The following is a 15,486-nucleotide window of genomic DNA, read 5'->3' on the forward strand; positions in this document are numbered from 1 at the left end:
CACCGCGACCCGCTGGTGCGCGCCGCGCTCACCGGCTGCTGGGAGTCCCGGCTGCCCCCGCCCGGACCGGAGGCGGACCGGGCGGGGGCGAGACTGCGCGACCGTACCGCCGCCGCGCTGGTGTCCGCCGGGGCGGCCGCCGGCCACGGCACGGTCGGCCCCGCCGCGCTGCGCCACGCCTGCGAGGTGGGCCTGCGGCTGGCGCTGTCCTACGTCGTCGCGCCCTGCGACGGCCCGCCCGAGTCGACGGAGGAGGCCGCGTGCGCCCATGTCACCCAGGTGCTGCGGGCACTGCTGGGCTGAGCCCGCGGCCGGACGGCCGGGCCGGGCGCGGCGTGCCGGGGTCAGTCGCCCTCCCGGCGCTCCCGCGTGGCCAGCAGGCGGCGCAGGGAGAACAGCCGTGCCGGATCCGCGTGGCCGTCGGCGACCCAGGAGTCCAGCGCGCAGTCCGGTTCGTCGTGGCCGCAGGCGCGCGGACAGCCGTCCGTGCCCGGTACCAGGTCCGGGAAGGCGAGGATCACCCGGGACGGGTCGATGTGGTTCAGGCCGAAGGACCGCACGCCCGGGGTGTCGATCACCCAGCCGCCCTCCGCCGGCGGCGGGAAGGAGACCTCGCCGGGCAGCGGCAGCGCCAGCGCCGAGGTCGTGGTGTGGCGGCCGCGCCCGGTGACCGCGTTGACCCGGCCCGTCGCCCGCCGGCGGTCGGGCGGGACGAGCGCGTTGACCAGGGTGGTCTTGCCGACCCCGGAGTGGCCCACGAAGGCGGTGGTCCGGCCCCACAGGAACTCGCGCACCCGGTCGGCGGCGGCGCCGTCGGCCAGCTCGTCGCGGTCGGTCACCACATGCCGGACCCCCAGCGGGGCGTACGTCTCCAGCAGCGTGTCGGGCGGCGCCAGGTCCGACTTGGTGAGGACCAGCAGCGGCTCCAGGCCCGCGTCGTAGGCGGCCACCAGGCAGCGGTCGATCAGCCGGGGGCGGGGCTCGGGGTCGGCCAGGGCGGTGACGATGGCGAGCTGGTCGGCGTTGGCGACGACCACCCGCTCGTAGGGGTCGTTGTCGTCGGCGGTGCGCCTCAGCACCGAGGAGCGCTCCTCGACCCGCACGATCCGCGCCAGGGTGTCCCTGGCGCCCGACAGATCGCCGACGACCGCCACCCGGTCGCCGACCACGACGCCCTTGCGGCCCAGCTCGCGGGCCTTCATGGCGGTGACCGTGCGGCCGTCCACCAGGCAGGTGATCCGGCCCCGGTCGACGGTCAGGACGAAGCCGGAGGCGGCGTCCTCGTGCTTGGGCCGGATGCTGGTGCGCGGGCGGCTGCCCCGGCGGCCCGGGCGGATCCGGATGTCGTCCTCGTCGGTGTGCTTGCCGTAGCGGCGCATGGCGGATCCGCCTCTTATCCTCTGGCCCCGTCCCCTTCGAGCATGGCGTTCCACAGCTCGGGGAAGTCGGGCAGGGTCTTGGCGGTCGTCGCGACGTTCTCCACCTCCACGCCCTCGACGACCAGGCCGAGCACCGCGCCCGCCGTGGCCAGCCGGTGGTCCTCGTAGGTGTGGAAGACCCCGCCGCGCAGCGGGCGAGGACGGATGACCAGCCCGTCCGCGGTCTCGGTGACGTCGCCGCCGAGCCCGTTGATCTCCTTGGTGAGCGCGGCCAGCCGGTCGGTCTCGTGCAGCCGCAGGTGCGCCACGCCGCGCAGTCGCGACTCGGAGTCGGCCAGTGCCGCGACCGCCGCGATGCCGGGGGTCAGCTCGCCCACCTCGCTCAGGTCCACGTCGATGCCGTGGATCCGGCCGGTGCCGGTGAGGGTCAGACCGTGCTCGTCCAGCTCGCAGCGCCCGCCCATCCCGGTGAAGATCTCGCGCAGCGCGTCACCGGGCTGGGTGGTGTGCGCCGGCCAGTCCGGGATGGTCACCCGGCCGCCGGTGACCAGCGCGGCGGCGAGGAAGGGCTGGGCGTTGGACAGGTCGGGCTCGACGACCAGATCGCGGCCGAGCAGTGCGCCGGCCGTGACCCGCCATACGTTCGGCTCGCCCCCGGACTCGGGGGTGTCCACCTGGGCGCCCGCGGCGCGCAGCATCTCGACCGTCATCCGGATGTGCGGCATGGACGGCAGCGGGCCGCCGGTGTGGCGGACCTCCACGCCCTGGTTGAAGCGGGCGCCGGAGAGCAGCAGGGCGCTGACGAACTGGGAGGACGAGGAGGCGTCGATCTCCACCGCGCCGCCGGTCAGGGAGCCGCCGCCGTGCACGGTCAGCGGCAGCGCGCCGCGCCCGCCGTCGTCGACGCGGGCGCCCAGCGCGCGCAGCGCGTCGATCACACCGTGGAGGGGGCGCTCGTGGGAGCGCTTGTCGCCGTCGAAGTGGACCGGGCCGTCGGCCAGGGCGGCCACCGGCGGCAGGAAGCGCATCACGGTGCCGGCGTTGCCGACGTCCACGCTCGCGGGACCGTGCAGCCCCGCGGGGATGACTCGCCAGGCCTCGCCGCCGGCCTCCGGGGCGGCGCGGCCGCCCGCGACGGGAGCGGAGCTGGAGGACACCGTCTCCTCGATGCCCACCCCCATGGCGCGCAGCCCCTCGGCCATCAGCAGGGTGTCGCGCGAACGCAGCGGGCGGCGCAGCCAGCCGGGCTCGGAGGCGAGTGCGGCGAGCACCAGACCGCGGTTGGTGACCGACTTCGATCCGGGCACGGTGACGGTCGCGTCGACGGCGCCGGACGCGAGCGGCGCAGGCCAGACAGTGGTGTGGTCGGTCATGGGGCCAACTTTAGTGGTTCCGGCGGGGCGGGAATCCTGACCGGACACCGGGAAGGGCGCCCGGACGGCGGCCGCGCGCCGCGCCACCGGCCGGGGCCGGACGGAGTCCGGTCGGGCCGGGCCGGGCGGGAGGCGCCGGTGAGGGCGCCCGGAGCGGGGGCGTCACAGCCCCAGCAGCCACCGTCCGCCGCCGGTCAGCGAGCACAGCGCGACGGCGTGGAAGAGCAGGAGCCACAGCGGCGCGGGCGCGTTCGTCAGCCGCGCGAGCTGGTCTGCGTCGGAGTCCGGGGCCTCGCCCCGGCGGCGCTTGGCCTGGAGTTCGAAGACGGGCCGCACACCGCCCAGCAGCAGGAACCACACCACCCCGTAGGCGAACGCCGCCTGCACCTCGGTCCCGGCGAACCACGACACCAGGAAGAACGCCCCGCCGGTGAGGACGACGGTGAGCATCCCGTAGGCGTTGCGCACCATCACCAGCATCGCCAGCAGCAGCGCCGTGGCCCCCCACAGCAGTGCGGTGACGTGTCCGGCGGCCAGCAGCCACGCCCCCGCCAGGCCGAGCAGCGAAGGCGCGGTGTACCCGGCGGCGGCCGTCAGCACCATCCCGATCCCGCTCGGCCTGCCGCGGGAGACGGTCAGCCCGGAGGTGTCCGAGTGCAGGCGTATGCCCTCCAGCCGCCGCCCGGTCAGCAGCGCCACGATCCCGTGCCCGCCCTCGTGGGCGATGGTCACCGCGTTCCGCGCCACCCGCCACGGCCCTCGCGCGGCGACGACTGCCAGGGCCACCAGCCCGGTGACCGCCACGACCGCGAAGGACGGGTCGGGCTGCGTCCCCACGACGCGGTCCCAGACCTCGGCGATGCCGCCCGCTTCCGTGTTCATGTTCGGCCGCCCCCTCCTCTTCCCCCGCGGTCCGTCGTGCCCGCTGCGTCCGTTCCGGCCCGTTCCGGCCCGTTCCGGCCCGTTCCGCCGCCCCGCGTGCCGCGCTCCCCCGGCCGCGAGTGCGGTGCTCCGCAGTCTGCCACGGCCCTTCCGGGGCGCCCGTACGGCCGGTCACGGTGCCGCCGGCCGCACGGGCGTGGCAGGGTGGCGGACATGTGCGGACGGTATGCGGCGAGCCGATCGGCCGGTGAACTGGCCGGGCTCTTCGGAGTGGAGAAGCGGGACCCGGCCGAGGAGCTGGCGCCCGACTGGAACGTGGCCCCCACCAAGCAGGTGTACGCGGTGCTGGACCGGCCGCTGAAGGACAGCGGCGACCCGCGCCCCGTGCGCCAGCTCAGGACGCTGCGCTGGGGGCTGGTGCCCTCCTGGGCGAAGTCCCCGGACGTGGGTGTGAAGATGATCAACGCGCGGGCCGAGACCGTGCACGAGAAGCCCTCCTACCGCCGTCCCTTCGCCGCCCGGCGCTGCCTGCTGCCCGCCGACGGGTACTACGAGTGGGTCACCGGGGCGGCCGAGCGGCAGGAGGAGGAGAAGGGCAGGCGGAAGCGGCCGCGCAAGCAGCCGTACTTCGTGACCCCCGCCGACGGCTCGGTGATGGCGATGGCCGGGCTCTACGAGTTCTGGCGGGACAGGACGCTGCCCGAGGACCACCCCCAGGCCTGGTGGGCCACCTGCGCGGTGATCACCACGGAGGCGCAGGGCGAGCCGTTCGCGGGCGCCGGACAGGAGGGGCCGCGCTCCCTCGCCGACATCCACCCCAGGATGCCGCTGGTGCTCACCCCCGACCGGTGGGACGCCTGGCTGGACCCGGCCCGCACCGACGCGGAGGAGGTGCGCGGACTGCTGGTCCCGCCGCCACCCGGGACCATGCGCGCCTATCCGGTGCGCAGCGAGGTCAGCAACGTGCGCAACAACGGGCCCGAGCTGGTTGAGGAGCTTGACGCCCCCGAGGCCGGGACGCTGTTCTGAGCCGGTGAGCGACGACAGCAGCGACAGCACCGGCGGGAACGGCACCGCGGATGAGGTGGCCACACCGGCCGGCCCGGCCCGGATCACCTGGCGGCGTGCCGCCCGGCCGCGCCTGCTCCTCGCGCTCGGCCACGGCGCCGGGGGCGGCGTCGAGGCGCGGGACCTGCGGGCCCTGGCGGACGCGCTGCCCGCGCACGGCGTCTCGGTCGCCCTGGTCGAGCAGCCCTGGCGGGTGGCGGGCAGGAAACTGGCGCCCGCGCCCGGGAAGCTGGACGAGGGGTGGCGGGCGGTGTGGCCCGCGCTGGAGAGGGAAGGGCTGCCGGTCGTCTCCGGAGGGCGCAGCGCCGGGGCGCGCGTGGCCTGCCGGACCGCCGCCGAGCTCGGGGCGCGCGCCGTGCTCGCGCTGGCCTTCCCGCTGCATCCTCCGGGGAAGCCGGAGCGGTCCCGGGCCGGTGAACTGCTGGGAGCGGGGGTGCCGACCCTGGTCGTCCAGGGCGGACGCGACCCCTTCGGGCGGCCCGCCGAGTTCCCCGGGGGCACGGAGGTCGTCGAGGTGCCCGGCGGCGACCACGGCTTCGCCGTGCCGAAGGGGGCGGCGCTCGGCCAGGAGGAGGCGCTCGGTGTGATCACCGGCGCGGTGCGCCGGTGGCTGGCGCGGGAATGATGCCCCGCGCGGGTGTGTTGTGCCGGTGCAGGAAACGTACGGACCGCACGCACGCGCGAGGAGAGGGAGTCCACCCGACATGGGTTCGATCGCATGCCCGTCCCGCCCTGTGGGTACCCGTGCCACAGCCGCCCAGGTGGACTGGGCGACACTGAGGCTCGCCGGACCCGTCGGGGAGGCCCCCTTCCGGACGGCGGAGAGGACGGACCGTCGTCTATTCTCCGGTTCGAATGGGTCCGGCAACGGACTCGAAGCCGCATCGGAGGAGGTGGGTCCGGTCGCCGCGACCGACGACGCTGCGCCCAGGGAGCCCGTGGAGACGGAGACGGACGCCGAACGGAACGCGCGCTTCGAACGGGACGCCCTCGCCTTCCTGGACCAGATGTACTCCGCCGCGCTGCGCATGACGCGCAACCCCGCGGACGCGGAGGACCTGGTGCAGGAGACGTACGCCAAGGCGTACGCGTCCTTCCACCAGTTCCGCGAGGGCACCAACCTCAAGGCGTGGCTGTACCGCATCCTCACCAACACCTTCATCAACTCGTACCGCAAGAAGCAGCGCGAACCGCAGCGCAGCGCGGCCGAGGAGATCGAGGACTGGCAGCTGGCGCGCGCCGAGTCGCACATGTCGACCGGGTTGCGCTCGGCCGAGTCGCAGGCGCTGGACCGGCTGCCCGACTCGGACGTGAAGGAGGCGCTCCAGGCCATCCCCGAGGAGTTCCGGATCGCGGTCTACCTCGCGGACGTCGAGGGGTTTGCGTACAAGGAGATCGCGGACATCATGGGGACGCCCATCGGCACGGTGATGTCCCGTCTGCACCGTGGTCGCCGGCAGTTGCGCGGCATGCTGGAGGACTACGCACGCGAGCGCGGGCTGGTCCCGGCGGGCGCGAACGGCGCCGCCGCGCCCGAGGAGTCGCACGACCGGAAAGGCTCGGGCTCATGAGTTGCGGAGAGCCGCACGAGACGGACTGCGCTGAGGTCCTGGACCACCTGTACGAGTACCTGGACCGCGAGATGCCCGACGGCGACCTGACGAAGTTCAGGGAGCACTTCGAGGAGTGCTCGCCGTGCCTGGAGAAGTACGGTCTGGAGCAGGCCGTGAAGAAGCTGGTCAAGCGGTGCTGCGGCCATGACGAGGTGCCCGGCGACCTGCGGTCCAAGGTGATGGGCCGCATCGAGGTGATCCGCGCCGGGCAGGCCGTGCCGGAGCAGCCCGTGGTGGAGCCCGCGGCGGGCCGTCCCCGCACCGCTCCACTGGCGAGCCCGGGCGGCGAGGGGAGCGGGGAACAGGTCTGAGGGCCGCCGGTGCGCGGCCCGCACCGCTTTCCGCACCCCGCACCGGCCCCGACCCCGGCCTCATCGCCCCGCGCCTCCACCACATCACCCGAACGTGCCAATCCGCCCGGCTTCCGCCTGCCGTGACACGGGTGGCCGAAGGCCCCCGCGCGCCGCCGCGCCGGGCGTGCCCGCCCGCCGCCTGCCGCTCACCGCCCCTACGACCGACGGGTAATGAGCGCGCACCCGGGTGGGCATGGTTGGATGCGAACCGGGAACCGCGGCTGGGAGAAGACCGCGGCACGGACACCGCGGCGGGGACCGCGGGAAGACGGCCGCGAGGACGGTCGGGAGCAGCAGGCGGGAGTCAGGCGGGAACATCGTGAGGATCTTCGGCAAGGCAAGGCACCGGCCCTCCGCCGACTGGCGGGTGGTCACCGACCGCGCGTTCACGCTCATCGGTGACGGACGCTACGAGGACGCCGGCACGCTGCTGACCCGTGCCGCCGATCTGGAGCCGTGGCTGTCGGAGTCCTGGTTCAATCTCGCGCTGCTGCACAAGTTCCGGCACGACTGGGAGCAGGCGCGCGCCGCCGGACTGCGCGCGGTCGCGCTCCTGGACCGGTCGGCCGGAGCGCCCGACTGGTGGAACGTGGGCATCGCGGCCACCGCGCTGCAGGACTGGGCCCTGGCCCGGCGCGCCTGGCAGGCGTACGGCCTGCGGGTGCCGGAGACACCGGCCGCCGGCGGCGCCCAGCTCCACACCGGCCCGCCGGCCGGCATGGAGCTGGGCAGCGCCGCGGTGCGCCTGTCGCCGGAGGGCGAGGCCGAGGTGGTGTGGGGACGGCGGCTGGACCCGGCCCGCATCGAGGTGCAGAACATCCCGCTGCCGTCCTCCGGGCGCCGCTGGGGCGAGGTGGTGCTGCACGACGGGGTCCCGCACGGTGAGCGGACCACGGCCGCGGGCCACGCCTATCCGGTCTTCGACGAGATAGAACTCTGGGCGCCCTCGCCGGTGCCCACCTGGGTGGTGCTGCTGGAGGCGGCGACCGAGGCGGACCGGGACGCGCTGGAGACGCTGGCTGCGGACGCGGGCTTCGCGGCCGAGGACTGGTCCTCGTCGGTGCGGCTGCTGTGCCGTTCCTGCTCGGAGAGCCGGATGCCCAGCGACGAGGGCGAGGGCGCACCCCGGCACGATCCGCACGACCACAGCGTGCCCGGACACCCGGGGCCGCTGGGGCACATGACGTCGGGGGAACTGTGGGTGCCCGAGCGCGAGTGCGGTCTGGCGGCCCCGGCCTCCCTGGTGCGGGGGCTGCTGGACGGCTGGGTCGCCGACAGCCCCGACACCCGCGAGTGGCGGGACCTGGAAGAGGTCTGCTGAGACCGGCCGGCCGCACACGGAGCCGGGGGTCTGCCCGTACTCTGTACGGGTTGTGGTGGAGCACCGAGGAAGGCGTACGGCGAAGATGGCGGAGCACGAGACCGGGCAGCGGGTGGACGACGAGGGGTTCGTCGTCGACACGGAGGACTGCGAGGAGCGCGAGCGGGCCCACCGCGAGCGCGGCACCGCCCGTCCGATCACCGTCGTCGGCAACCCGGTGCTGCACAGGGAGTGCAGGGACGTCACCGAGTTCGACGGCGAACTGGCCAAGCTGGTCGACGACATGTTCGCCAGTCAGCGCGCGGCCGAGGGCGTCGGCCTGGCCGCCAACCAGATCGGTGTCGACCTGAAGGTCTTCGTCTACGACTGCCCGGACGACGAGGGCGTGCGGCACGTCGGCGTCGTCTGCAACCCCGTGCTGGAGGAACTGCCCGCCGAGCGGCGGGTGCTGGACGACTCCAATGAGGGCTGTCTGTCGGTGCCGGGCGCGTACGCCTCGCTCGCGCGCCCCGACTACGCCGTCGTGCGCGGGCAGGACGCCGAGGGCAGGCCGATCACGGTGCGCGGCACCGGGTACTTCGCGCGCTGCCTCCAGCACGAGACGGACCACCTCTACGGCCGCCTCTACATCGACCGCCTCTCCAAGCGCGAGCGCAAGGACGTCCTGCGGCAGATGGCCGAGAACACCCCGCGCTACGAGACGGTGCCCAACGACTGAGCGGTGTGCGCCGCGGACGGGGTGAACGGCGTGTGACGGTGGGCGGGCCTTCAGAGGCCCGCCCATTGGAATTTCCGACAGCGTGTTGACGCGGGTAGACCCCCTCCGCCAGTCTCGGAGTCCCCACCGCCCCGACACGGAGGCATCATGCGCAGGCGAAGTGTTGTCATGGCCGCGGCAGCTACCCTGGTCGGCGTCGCCGCCAATACGAGTACGGCCCAGGCCGATACCTGCTACACCTGGACCCGCACCCTTTCCCAGGGAGCGACCGGCTCGGACGTCACCGAGCTTCAGATCCGCGTCTCCGGCTACCCCGGCTACGGTGCCGTGCTCGCCCTCGACGGCTCCTACGGACCTGCCACCGCCGCCGCCGTCAAGCGCTTCCAGGCCGCGTACGGGCTGACGGCCGACGGCGTTGCCGGCTCGCAGACCTACAGCAAGATCTACGCCCTCCAGGACGCGGACTGCACCCCGATCCACTTCTCCTACGCCGAGCTGAACCAGTGCAACTCCACCTGGAGCGGCGGCGCGGTGAGCGCGGCGACGGCCAAGCGCAACGCCCTGATCTCCATGTGGAAGCTGGAGGCCATGCGCCACGCCCTGGGTGACGCGCCGATCCGGGTGACCAGCGGCTTCCGCTCCTACGCCTGCAACAGCGCGGTGGGCGGCGCCTCCAACAGCCGCCACCTCTACGGTGACGCCGTCGACCTCGGGGCCGGCTCGCACAGTCTGTGCAGGATGGCGCAGCAGGCCCGCTACCACGGCTTCAACGGCATCCTCGGCCCGGGCTACTCCGGCCACAACGACCACGTCCACGTCGACCACCGCTCCAGCCGCTTCTGGTCGGCGCCCAGCTGCGGCGTCTGAGCCCGCGCCCCCCACGGCACGACTCGGTCCCCACCCCCCACGGAAAGGTCCCCCCATGAAGAAGTCACTGTGGCGTGCGGCGATCGGCGTCCCGGTGCTGTCGCTGGCGCTCCTGGCCCTGCCGGGCGCCGCCCAGGCGGCCCCGGCCGCGGCGGCCCCGGGCGGGGTGTCCGCCCAGGCCCCAGCGGCGGCCCTGGTCACCAAGCTGACGCACTCCCAGGCGACCAGCCGCTTCCGCGCGGCGGGCATCACCTGGTCCTCCAGCGGCGGCTGCTCGGACCGCTACAACTCCACCTGCACCTCGTTCGAGCAGATCAACCTGGCCACGGTGCAGGGGGCGGAGACGCTCAAGAGCGCCAGCGGCTGCGCCCTCAACGTCACGGGCGGCACGGAGACCGGCCACGCGAGCGGGACGTACAGCCACTGGAACGGCTACAAGCTGGACTACAGCCTCTCCACCTGTCTGAACAACTACATCACCAGCCGCTTCACCTACATCGGCGGCAGCAAGTACCAGTCGGGCTCGGGGAACGTCTACTACCGCGAGAGCAACCACTGGGACGTGACGTACTACAACTGCGGCGGCTGCTGACGGGCCACCGCTCCCTCCCCCGCGTGTTCCCGGGCCCGCGCGGGCCCGGGAACACGCGCGTCCGCGGGGTGGAGGACTCGGAAGCCGCCGCCGGAAGCCGCCGCCGGAAGCCGCCGCCGGAAGCCGCCCCCGGAAGTGCCGTCAGAAGTCGCCGTCAGAAGTCGTCGTCGAAGGAGACCGAGCCCTCCACCGCGACCTGGTAGGCCGAGGCACGGCGCTCGAAGAAGTTGGTCAGCTCCTGGACGTCCTGCAGCTCCATGAACGGGAACGGGTTGCCGGCGCCGTAGCGGGCGGGGAAGCCCAGCCGGACCAGCCGCTGGTCCGCCACGCACCGCAGGTACTCGCGCATCGACTCGGTGTTCATCCCCGGCAGGCCCTCGCCGCACAGGTCGCGGGCGAACTGCAGCTCGGCCTCGACGGCCTCCTCCAGCATCTCCCCGACCTGCCGCCGCAGCTCGTCGTCGAAAAGCTCCGGCTCCTCCCGGCGTACGGTGTCGACCACGTCGAAGGCGAACGACATGTGCATCGACTCGTCGCGGAAGACCCAGTTGGTGCCGGTGGCCAGGCCGTGCAGCAGGCCGCGGGAGCGGAACCAGTAGACGTAGGCGAAGGCGCCGTAGAAGAACAGGCCCTCGATGCACGCCGCGAAGCAGATCAGGTTCAGCAGGAACCGGCGGCGGTCGGCCCGGCTCTCCAGCCGGTCGATCCTCTCGACCTCGTCGATCCACCTGAAGCAGAACCGCGCCTTCTCGCGGATGGAGTCGATGTTCTCCACGGCTGCGAAGGCGGCGGCGCGGTCGTCGGGATCGGGGAGGTAGGTGTCCAGCAGGGTCAGGTAGAACTGGACGTGCACGGCCTCCTCGAAGAGCTGCCGGCTGAGGTAGAGCCGGGCCTCGGGGGAGTTGATGTGCCTGTAGAGGGTCAGCACCAGGTTGTTGGCCACGATGGAGTCGCCGGTGGCGAAGAACGCGACCAGCCGCCCGATCAGGTGCCGCTCGCCCGGGGAGAGCTTCGCGAGGTCGGCCACGTCGGAGTGGAGGTCCACCTCCTCCACGGTCCAGGTGTTCCTGATCGCGTCGCGGTAGCGCTCGTAGAAGGCCGGGTAGCGCATCGGGCGCAGGGTGAGCTCGAAGCCCGGGTCCAGCAGGTTCCGGGAAGCGGGGGTCTCGGGAGCGGTGGCGGTCACTGGCATGCCTCGCAGGACTCGGGGTTCTCCAGGGAGCAGGCGGCCGCTTCGGGGTCCGGGGCCGCCTGCGCGGGTGCGGCGGCCCAGGCCGCCCGCGCGATGCGGGTGGCGGGGCGCGAGCGCAGGTAGTAGGTGGTCTTCAGGCCGCGCTTCCAGGCGTAGGCGTACATCGAGCTGAGCCGGCCGATGGTGGGCGTCTCCATGAACAGGTTGAGCGACTGGCCCTGGTCCAGGAAGGGGGTGCGGTCGGCCGCCATGTCGATCAGGGCGCGCTGCGGGATCTCCCAGACCGTGCGGTACAGCGCGCGGATCTCCGCGGGGATCCAGGACAGCTCCGCCACCGAGCCGCCGGACTCGCGCAGCGCCTCGCGGGTCCGCTCGTTCCACAGGCCCAGCCGCTTGAGGTCCGCCACCAGGCAGGAGTTCACCTGGAGGAACTCGCCGCTGAGCGTCTCGCGCTTGAAGAGGTTGGAGACCTGGGGCTCGACGCACTCGTGGACGCCCGCGATCGAGGCGATGGTCGCGGTCGGGGCGACGGCCAGCAGCAGGGAGTTGCGCAGGCCCGTTGTGGCGATCCGCTCCCGCAGCGCGGCCCATCGCCGCGGCCAGGTGATCTCCGCGTCCGGATAGTGGTCGGGGTGGAGCACCCCGCGGGCGGCGCGGGTCGCGGACCACGCCGGGTGCGGGCCGTGGCGCTCGGCGAGGTCCGCGGACGCCTCGTAGGCGGCGAGCATGATCCGCTCGGAGATGCGGGTGGACAGCCGCCGGGCCCCGGGGGAGTCGAAGGGCAGGCGCAGCCGGAAGAAGACGTCCTGCAGGCCCATCAGCCCCAGACCCACCGGGCGCCAGCGGGAGTTGGAGGCGGCGGCCTGCCCGGTGGGGTAGTAGTTGACGTCCACCACGCGGTCGAGGAAGAGCACGGCGGTGCGGACGGTGGCGTCCAGCCGCTCCCAGTCCAGCTCCTCGCCGGGGCGCGGTTCCCCGTCGGCGAAGTCGCGCAGGTGGGCCGCGAGGTTGACCGAGCCCAGGTTGCACACGGCCGTCTCGCCGTCGTCGGTGACCTCCAGGATCTCGGTGCAGAGGTTGGAGGAGTGGACGACGTTGCCCGGCTCGGCGGTCTGGTTGGCCGTGCGGTTGGCGGTGTCCTTGAACGTCATCCAGCCGTTGCCGGTCTGGGCGAGGGTGCGCATCATCCGGGCGTAGAGGGTGCGGGCCGGGAGCGTCCTCACCGCCAGCCCGGCCGTCTCCGCGCGGCGGTAGGCGGCGTCGAACTCCTCGCCCCACAGGTCGACCAGCTCGGGGACGTCGGAGGGGGAGAACAGCGACCAGTCGGTGTCCGCCTCGACCCGGCGCATGAACTCGTCCGGGATCCAGTGGGCGATGTTGAGGTTGTGGGTGCGGCGGGCGTCCTCGCCGGTGTTGTCGCGCAGTTCGAGGAACTCCTCGATGTCGGCGTGCCAGGTCTCCAGGTAGACGCAGGCCGCGCCCTTGCGCCGGCCGCCCTGGTTGACGGCCGCGACCGAGGCGTCCAGGGTCTTCAGGAACGGCACGATGCCGCCGGAGTGGCCGTTGGTGCCGCGGATGAGCGACCCCCGCGAGCGGATCCGCGAGAACGACAGCCCGATGCCGCCGGCGTGCTTGGACAGGCGCGCGACCTGGTGGTAGCGCTCGTAGAGCGAGTCCAGTTCGTCCCGGGGGGAGTCCAGCAGGTAGCAGGAGGACATCTGGGGGTGCCGGGTGCCGGAGTTGAACAGGGTGGGGGAGGAGGGGAGGTAGGAGAGCGTGCTGGTGAGCCGGTACAGCTCGGCCACCTCCTCCAGCGCGCGCCCGGAGGATTCGCCGGCCAGTCCGCAGGCCACGCGCAGCAGGAAGTACTGCGGCGTCTCGATCACATCGCGGGTCACCGGGTGGCGCAGCAGGTAGCGGGAGTGGAGCGTGCGCAGCCCGAAGTAGCCGAAGCGGTCGTCGGCGCCGCCGGCGACGGCCTCCTCGGCCAGCGCGTCGAGCCGCCCCGCGTGCCCGGCGACGAACGCGGCCGTGCGGTCGGCGATCAGCCCCTGCCGGTGGCCGACCGCCACCGACGCGGAGAAGGACACCGAGCCCTGCCCGGCGGCCTCCTGACGGATCGCCTGGGCGAGCAGCCGTGCCGCGAGCCGCGAGTACTCGGGCTCCTCGGCGATGAGGCCGGCCGCGGCCTCGGTGGCCAGGGACCGCAACCGGGTCTCGTCCGCGCCGGGGTGGCGCCCGCGCAGCGCGGCGGCGGCGACCCGGCCGGGGTCGGTGGCGGGCAGGTCGGCGGCGAGCTCGGTCAGGGTGCGCAGCAGCGCGGTGCCGGGATGGTCGTCCCCCGCTGCGGGGGCCGTGGCGGGCTCCGCTGATGAGATGGTCACTTCGGTGCTCTCCCTCGTGGGCCGGCGGCCCCGGGGGAAGGTACGACAGGCGCTCACGGGCGCACCCGGCCGGAAGGGGGCGCACCGCACGCGTCCGCCGGCCCAACCCACGAGGCCCGGACGTGACTGAACACCGTCGGCAGGTGATCGGACTCGCGGCGGGCCGCGGCCCGTGCGGACGACATGGGGGCGGCCCGTCGCACACCGTTGCGGGACAGCTCCGGACTCACACCGGATTCCCCTGCGGCGACAGCGAGATGAGCATACATCTTGTGCCGCCTCGATCCAGCACCCCTACATGTTGTGTTGAGAGGTGTCCGGGTGATGGGTGCGGGGCTCGGGTGGGCGCGGCGGGGAGGCGCTCGGCGCGGACCCGGCGCGGCGCACTCCGTACCCGGTGGCGCGACGGCTTTTCACCGGTGGCGGTCTTCGCCCTTCCCCGTTCCCGGGCGCCCCCGCCCCTCCCGGCGTTCCGCGCCGCGCCGTGCCGCCCGCTCACGCCGCACCAGTACGTACGCCACGGACGTCAGCACGGCGCAGACGGGCACCCAGAGCATCTGGTACCAGTAGAAGAACGGCATCCCGGCGAGCGTCGGCTCCGTCCTGGCGTACGAGCCGACCCACAGCATCGCGACGAAGGGAGCGAGCAGGCAGAGGCCGATCACCACGCGTGCCGGTGTGACGTGTGGGAGGGACCCGGGGCCTTCCGGCGGTACGGGCATCGCTGCGCTCCATCCTCGAGATCGCCGTGGACGCGTCGGGAATCCGGGCCGACGGCCCGCCCCGTGTCACCGGTGCTGCGGGTGCCGGCCGGGGCGCTGGAGGCGGGCGACGAACTTGTAGCGGTCGCCGCGGTAGACCGAGCGCACCCACTCCACCGGCTCGCCCTCGGTGTCGCGGGAGTGCCGGGAGAGCATCAGCATCGGCAGGCCGACGTCCGTGCCCAGCAGGCCCGCCTCGCGCGGGGTGGCCAGGGAGGTCTCGATGGTCTCCTCCGCCTCGGCGAGGTGGACGTCGTACACCTCGGCCAGGGCCGTGTAGAGGGAGGAGTACTTCACCAGGCTGCGGCGCAGGGCCGGGAAGCGCTTCTGCGACAGGTGCGTGGTCTCGATGGCCATCGGCTCACCGCTGGCCAGCCGCAGCCGCTCGATCCGCAGGACGCGGTCCCCGGAGGGGATGTCCAGCAGCCCGGCGAGCCGGTCGTCGGCGGTGACGTAGCCGATGTCCAGCAACTGGGAGGTGGGCTCCAGGCCCTGGGCGCGCATGTCCTCGGTGTAGGAGGTGAGTTGGAGCGCCTGGGCGACCTTGGGCTTGGCCACGAAGGTGCCCTTGCCCTGGATGCGCTCCAGCCGCCCCTCGACGACCAGTTCCTGGAGCGCCTGGCGCACTGTGGTGCGGGAGGTGTCGAACTCGCCGGCGAGCGTGCGCTCCGGTGGGACCGGGGTGCCCGGGGGCATCGTCTCGGTCATCTCCAGCAGATGGCGCTTGAGCCGGTAGTACTTGGGCACGCGCGCGGTGCGCCCGGCGGCGCCGCCCCCGGCGGAGCGGGCGCCCGCTCCGGCAGCGGTGTTCGTGGCCCCGTCGCTCTCCATCACGCGCCTTCCCGAGTCGTGTCGTGACTTCTCCAGTGCCGTCACCGGCTTCCTCCGTACGTAGCGGATCACATCGTGGCACGGCAGCCGTCCCCGGGGGCGTCCCGGCTCAGATGTCGGTCCGGTAACGGATGCGACCGCGAGCTTTATAC

The 15,486-nt window shown here is 73.5% G+C and carries 15 protein-coding genes, 1 pseudogene and 1 riboswitch; of the genes and pseudogenes, 9 read left to right on the top strand and 7 right to left on the bottom strand.

Features of this window, described 5'->3' with window-relative positions; genetic code table 11:
• A pseudogene (locus ACLIYP_RS06975) lies at positions 1-303 on the top strand (TetR/AcrR family transcriptional regulator); the annotation flags it as partial.
• 41 nt (positions 304-344) lie between these two features.
• Here the strand turns inward: ACLIYP_RS06975 and rsgA are convergent.
• The 3 genes from rsgA to ACLIYP_RS06990 all read right to left on the bottom strand — a co-directional run bounded on the left by rsgA (position 345) and on the right by ACLIYP_RS06990 (position 3,634).
• The gene (gene rsgA / locus ACLIYP_RS06980) at positions 345-1,379 is read right to left on the bottom strand and encodes a ribosome small subunit-dependent GTPase A (RefSeq protein WP_412712261.1); all 1,035 of its coding nucleotides are present in this window, start codon (positions 1,377-1,379) and stop codon (positions 345-347) included.
• Between the two features lie 14 nt (positions 1,380-1,393).
• Positions 1,394-2,752 carry a 3-phosphoshikimate 1-carboxyvinyltransferase gene (aroA, locus tag ACLIYP_RS06985; protein WP_412712262.1) on the bottom strand — a complete coding sequence of 453 codons (1,359 nt, stop codon included), beginning with the start codon at positions 2,750-2,752 and terminating at the stop codon, positions 1,394-1,396.
• A gap of 162 nt (positions 2,753-2,914) precedes the next feature.
• On the bottom strand, positions 2,915-3,634 hold the full coding sequence (locus ACLIYP_RS06990) for a M50 family metallopeptidase (protein ID WP_412712263.1): 720 nt from the start codon (positions 3,632-3,634) through the stop codon (positions 2,915-2,917).
• A 213-nt stretch (positions 3,635-3,847) separates the two neighbouring features.
• On the opposite strand from ACLIYP_RS06990, the gene ACLIYP_RS06995 reads away from it, so the two are divergent.
• The 8 genes from ACLIYP_RS06995 to ACLIYP_RS07030 all read left to right on the top strand — a co-directional run bounded on the left by ACLIYP_RS06995 (position 3,848) and on the right by ACLIYP_RS07030 (position 10,166).
• Entirely contained in the window at positions 3,848-4,663 is an 816-nt protein-coding gene (locus ACLIYP_RS06995) for an SOS response-associated peptidase (protein WP_412712264.1), read from the top strand.
• A 4-nt stretch (positions 4,664-4,667) separates the two neighbouring features.
• Complete coding sequence (locus ACLIYP_RS07000; RefSeq protein WP_412712265.1) at positions 4,668-5,327, top strand: alpha/beta hydrolase family protein; 660 nt, start codon at positions 4,668-4,670, stop codon at positions 5,325-5,327.
• Between the two features lie 268 nt (positions 5,328-5,595).
• Positions 5,596-6,273 carry a sigma-70 family RNA polymerase sigma factor gene (locus ACLIYP_RS07005; protein WP_412712266.1) on the top strand — a complete coding sequence of 226 codons (678 nt, stop codon included), beginning with the start codon at positions 5,596-5,598 and terminating at the stop codon, positions 6,271-6,273.
• Complete coding sequence (gene rsrA, locus ACLIYP_RS07010; protein WP_412712267.1) at positions 6,270-6,626, top strand: mycothiol system anti-sigma-R factor; 357 nt, start codon at positions 6,270-6,272, stop codon at positions 6,624-6,626. The genes ACLIYP_RS07005 and rsrA overlap by 4 nt, the downstream gene beginning before the upstream one ends.
• Before the next feature lie 361 nt (positions 6,627-6,987).
• Positions 6,988-7,989 (top strand): tetratricopeptide repeat protein, encoded by a 1,002-nt coding sequence (locus tag ACLIYP_RS07015; protein ID WP_412712268.1) that lies wholly within the window; start codon positions 6,988-6,990, stop codon positions 7,987-7,989.
• 85 nt (positions 7,990-8,074) lie between these two features.
• A complete protein-coding gene (def, locus tag ACLIYP_RS07020) occupies positions 8,075-8,707 on the top strand; it encodes a peptide deformylase (RefSeq protein ID WP_412712269.1) in 633 nt (210 codons plus the stop codon).
• A 147-nt stretch (positions 8,708-8,854) separates the two neighbouring features.
• A complete protein-coding gene (locus tag ACLIYP_RS07025; RefSeq protein ID WP_412712270.1) occupies positions 8,855-9,574 on the top strand; it encodes a D-Ala-D-Ala carboxypeptidase family metallohydrolase in 720 nt (239 codons plus the stop codon).
• Between the two features lie 55 nt (positions 9,575-9,629).
• On the top strand, positions 9,630-10,166 hold the full coding sequence (locus tag ACLIYP_RS07030; RefSeq protein WP_412712271.1) for a hypothetical protein: 537 nt from the start codon (positions 9,630-9,632) through the stop codon (positions 10,164-10,166).
• A 154-nt stretch (positions 10,167-10,320) separates the two neighbouring features.
• On the opposite strand, the gene ACLIYP_RS07035 is transcribed toward ACLIYP_RS07030, so the two are convergent.
• From ACLIYP_RS07035 to ACLIYP_RS07050, 4 genes are all read right to left on the bottom strand, one after another.
• Positions 10,321-11,358, bottom strand: coding sequence for a ribonucleotide-diphosphate reductase subunit beta (locus tag ACLIYP_RS07035; protein ID WP_412712272.1), 1,038 nt, complete (start codon positions 11,356-11,358; stop codon positions 10,321-10,323).
• Entirely contained in the window at positions 11,349-13,742 is a 2,394-nt protein-coding gene (locus ACLIYP_RS07040; protein WP_412712273.1) for a ribonucleoside-diphosphate reductase subunit alpha, read from the bottom strand. The genes ACLIYP_RS07035 and ACLIYP_RS07040 overlap by 10 nt, the downstream gene beginning before the upstream one ends.
• A gap of 121 nt (positions 13,743-13,863) precedes the next feature.
• A riboswitch (cobalamin riboswitch) is annotated at positions 13,864-14,008 on the bottom strand.
• A 147-nt stretch (positions 14,009-14,155) separates the two neighbouring features.
• Entirely contained in the window at positions 14,156-14,410 is a 255-nt protein-coding gene (locus ACLIYP_RS07045; RefSeq protein WP_412712274.1) for a DUF3311 domain-containing protein, read from the bottom strand.
• A gap of 120 nt (positions 14,411-14,530) precedes the next feature.
• Positions 14,531-15,334 (bottom strand): GntR family transcriptional regulator, encoded by an 804-nt coding sequence (locus ACLIYP_RS07050; protein ID WP_412712304.1) that lies wholly within the window; start codon positions 15,332-15,334, stop codon positions 14,531-14,533.
• Positions 15,335-15,486 lie beyond the last annotated feature (152 nt).

Source organism: Streptomyces nanhaiensis (genome assembly GCF_046614825.1).
Taxonomy (GTDB): domain Bacteria; phylum Actinomycetota; class Actinomycetes; order Streptomycetales; family Streptomycetaceae; genus Streptomyces; species Streptomyces radiopugnans.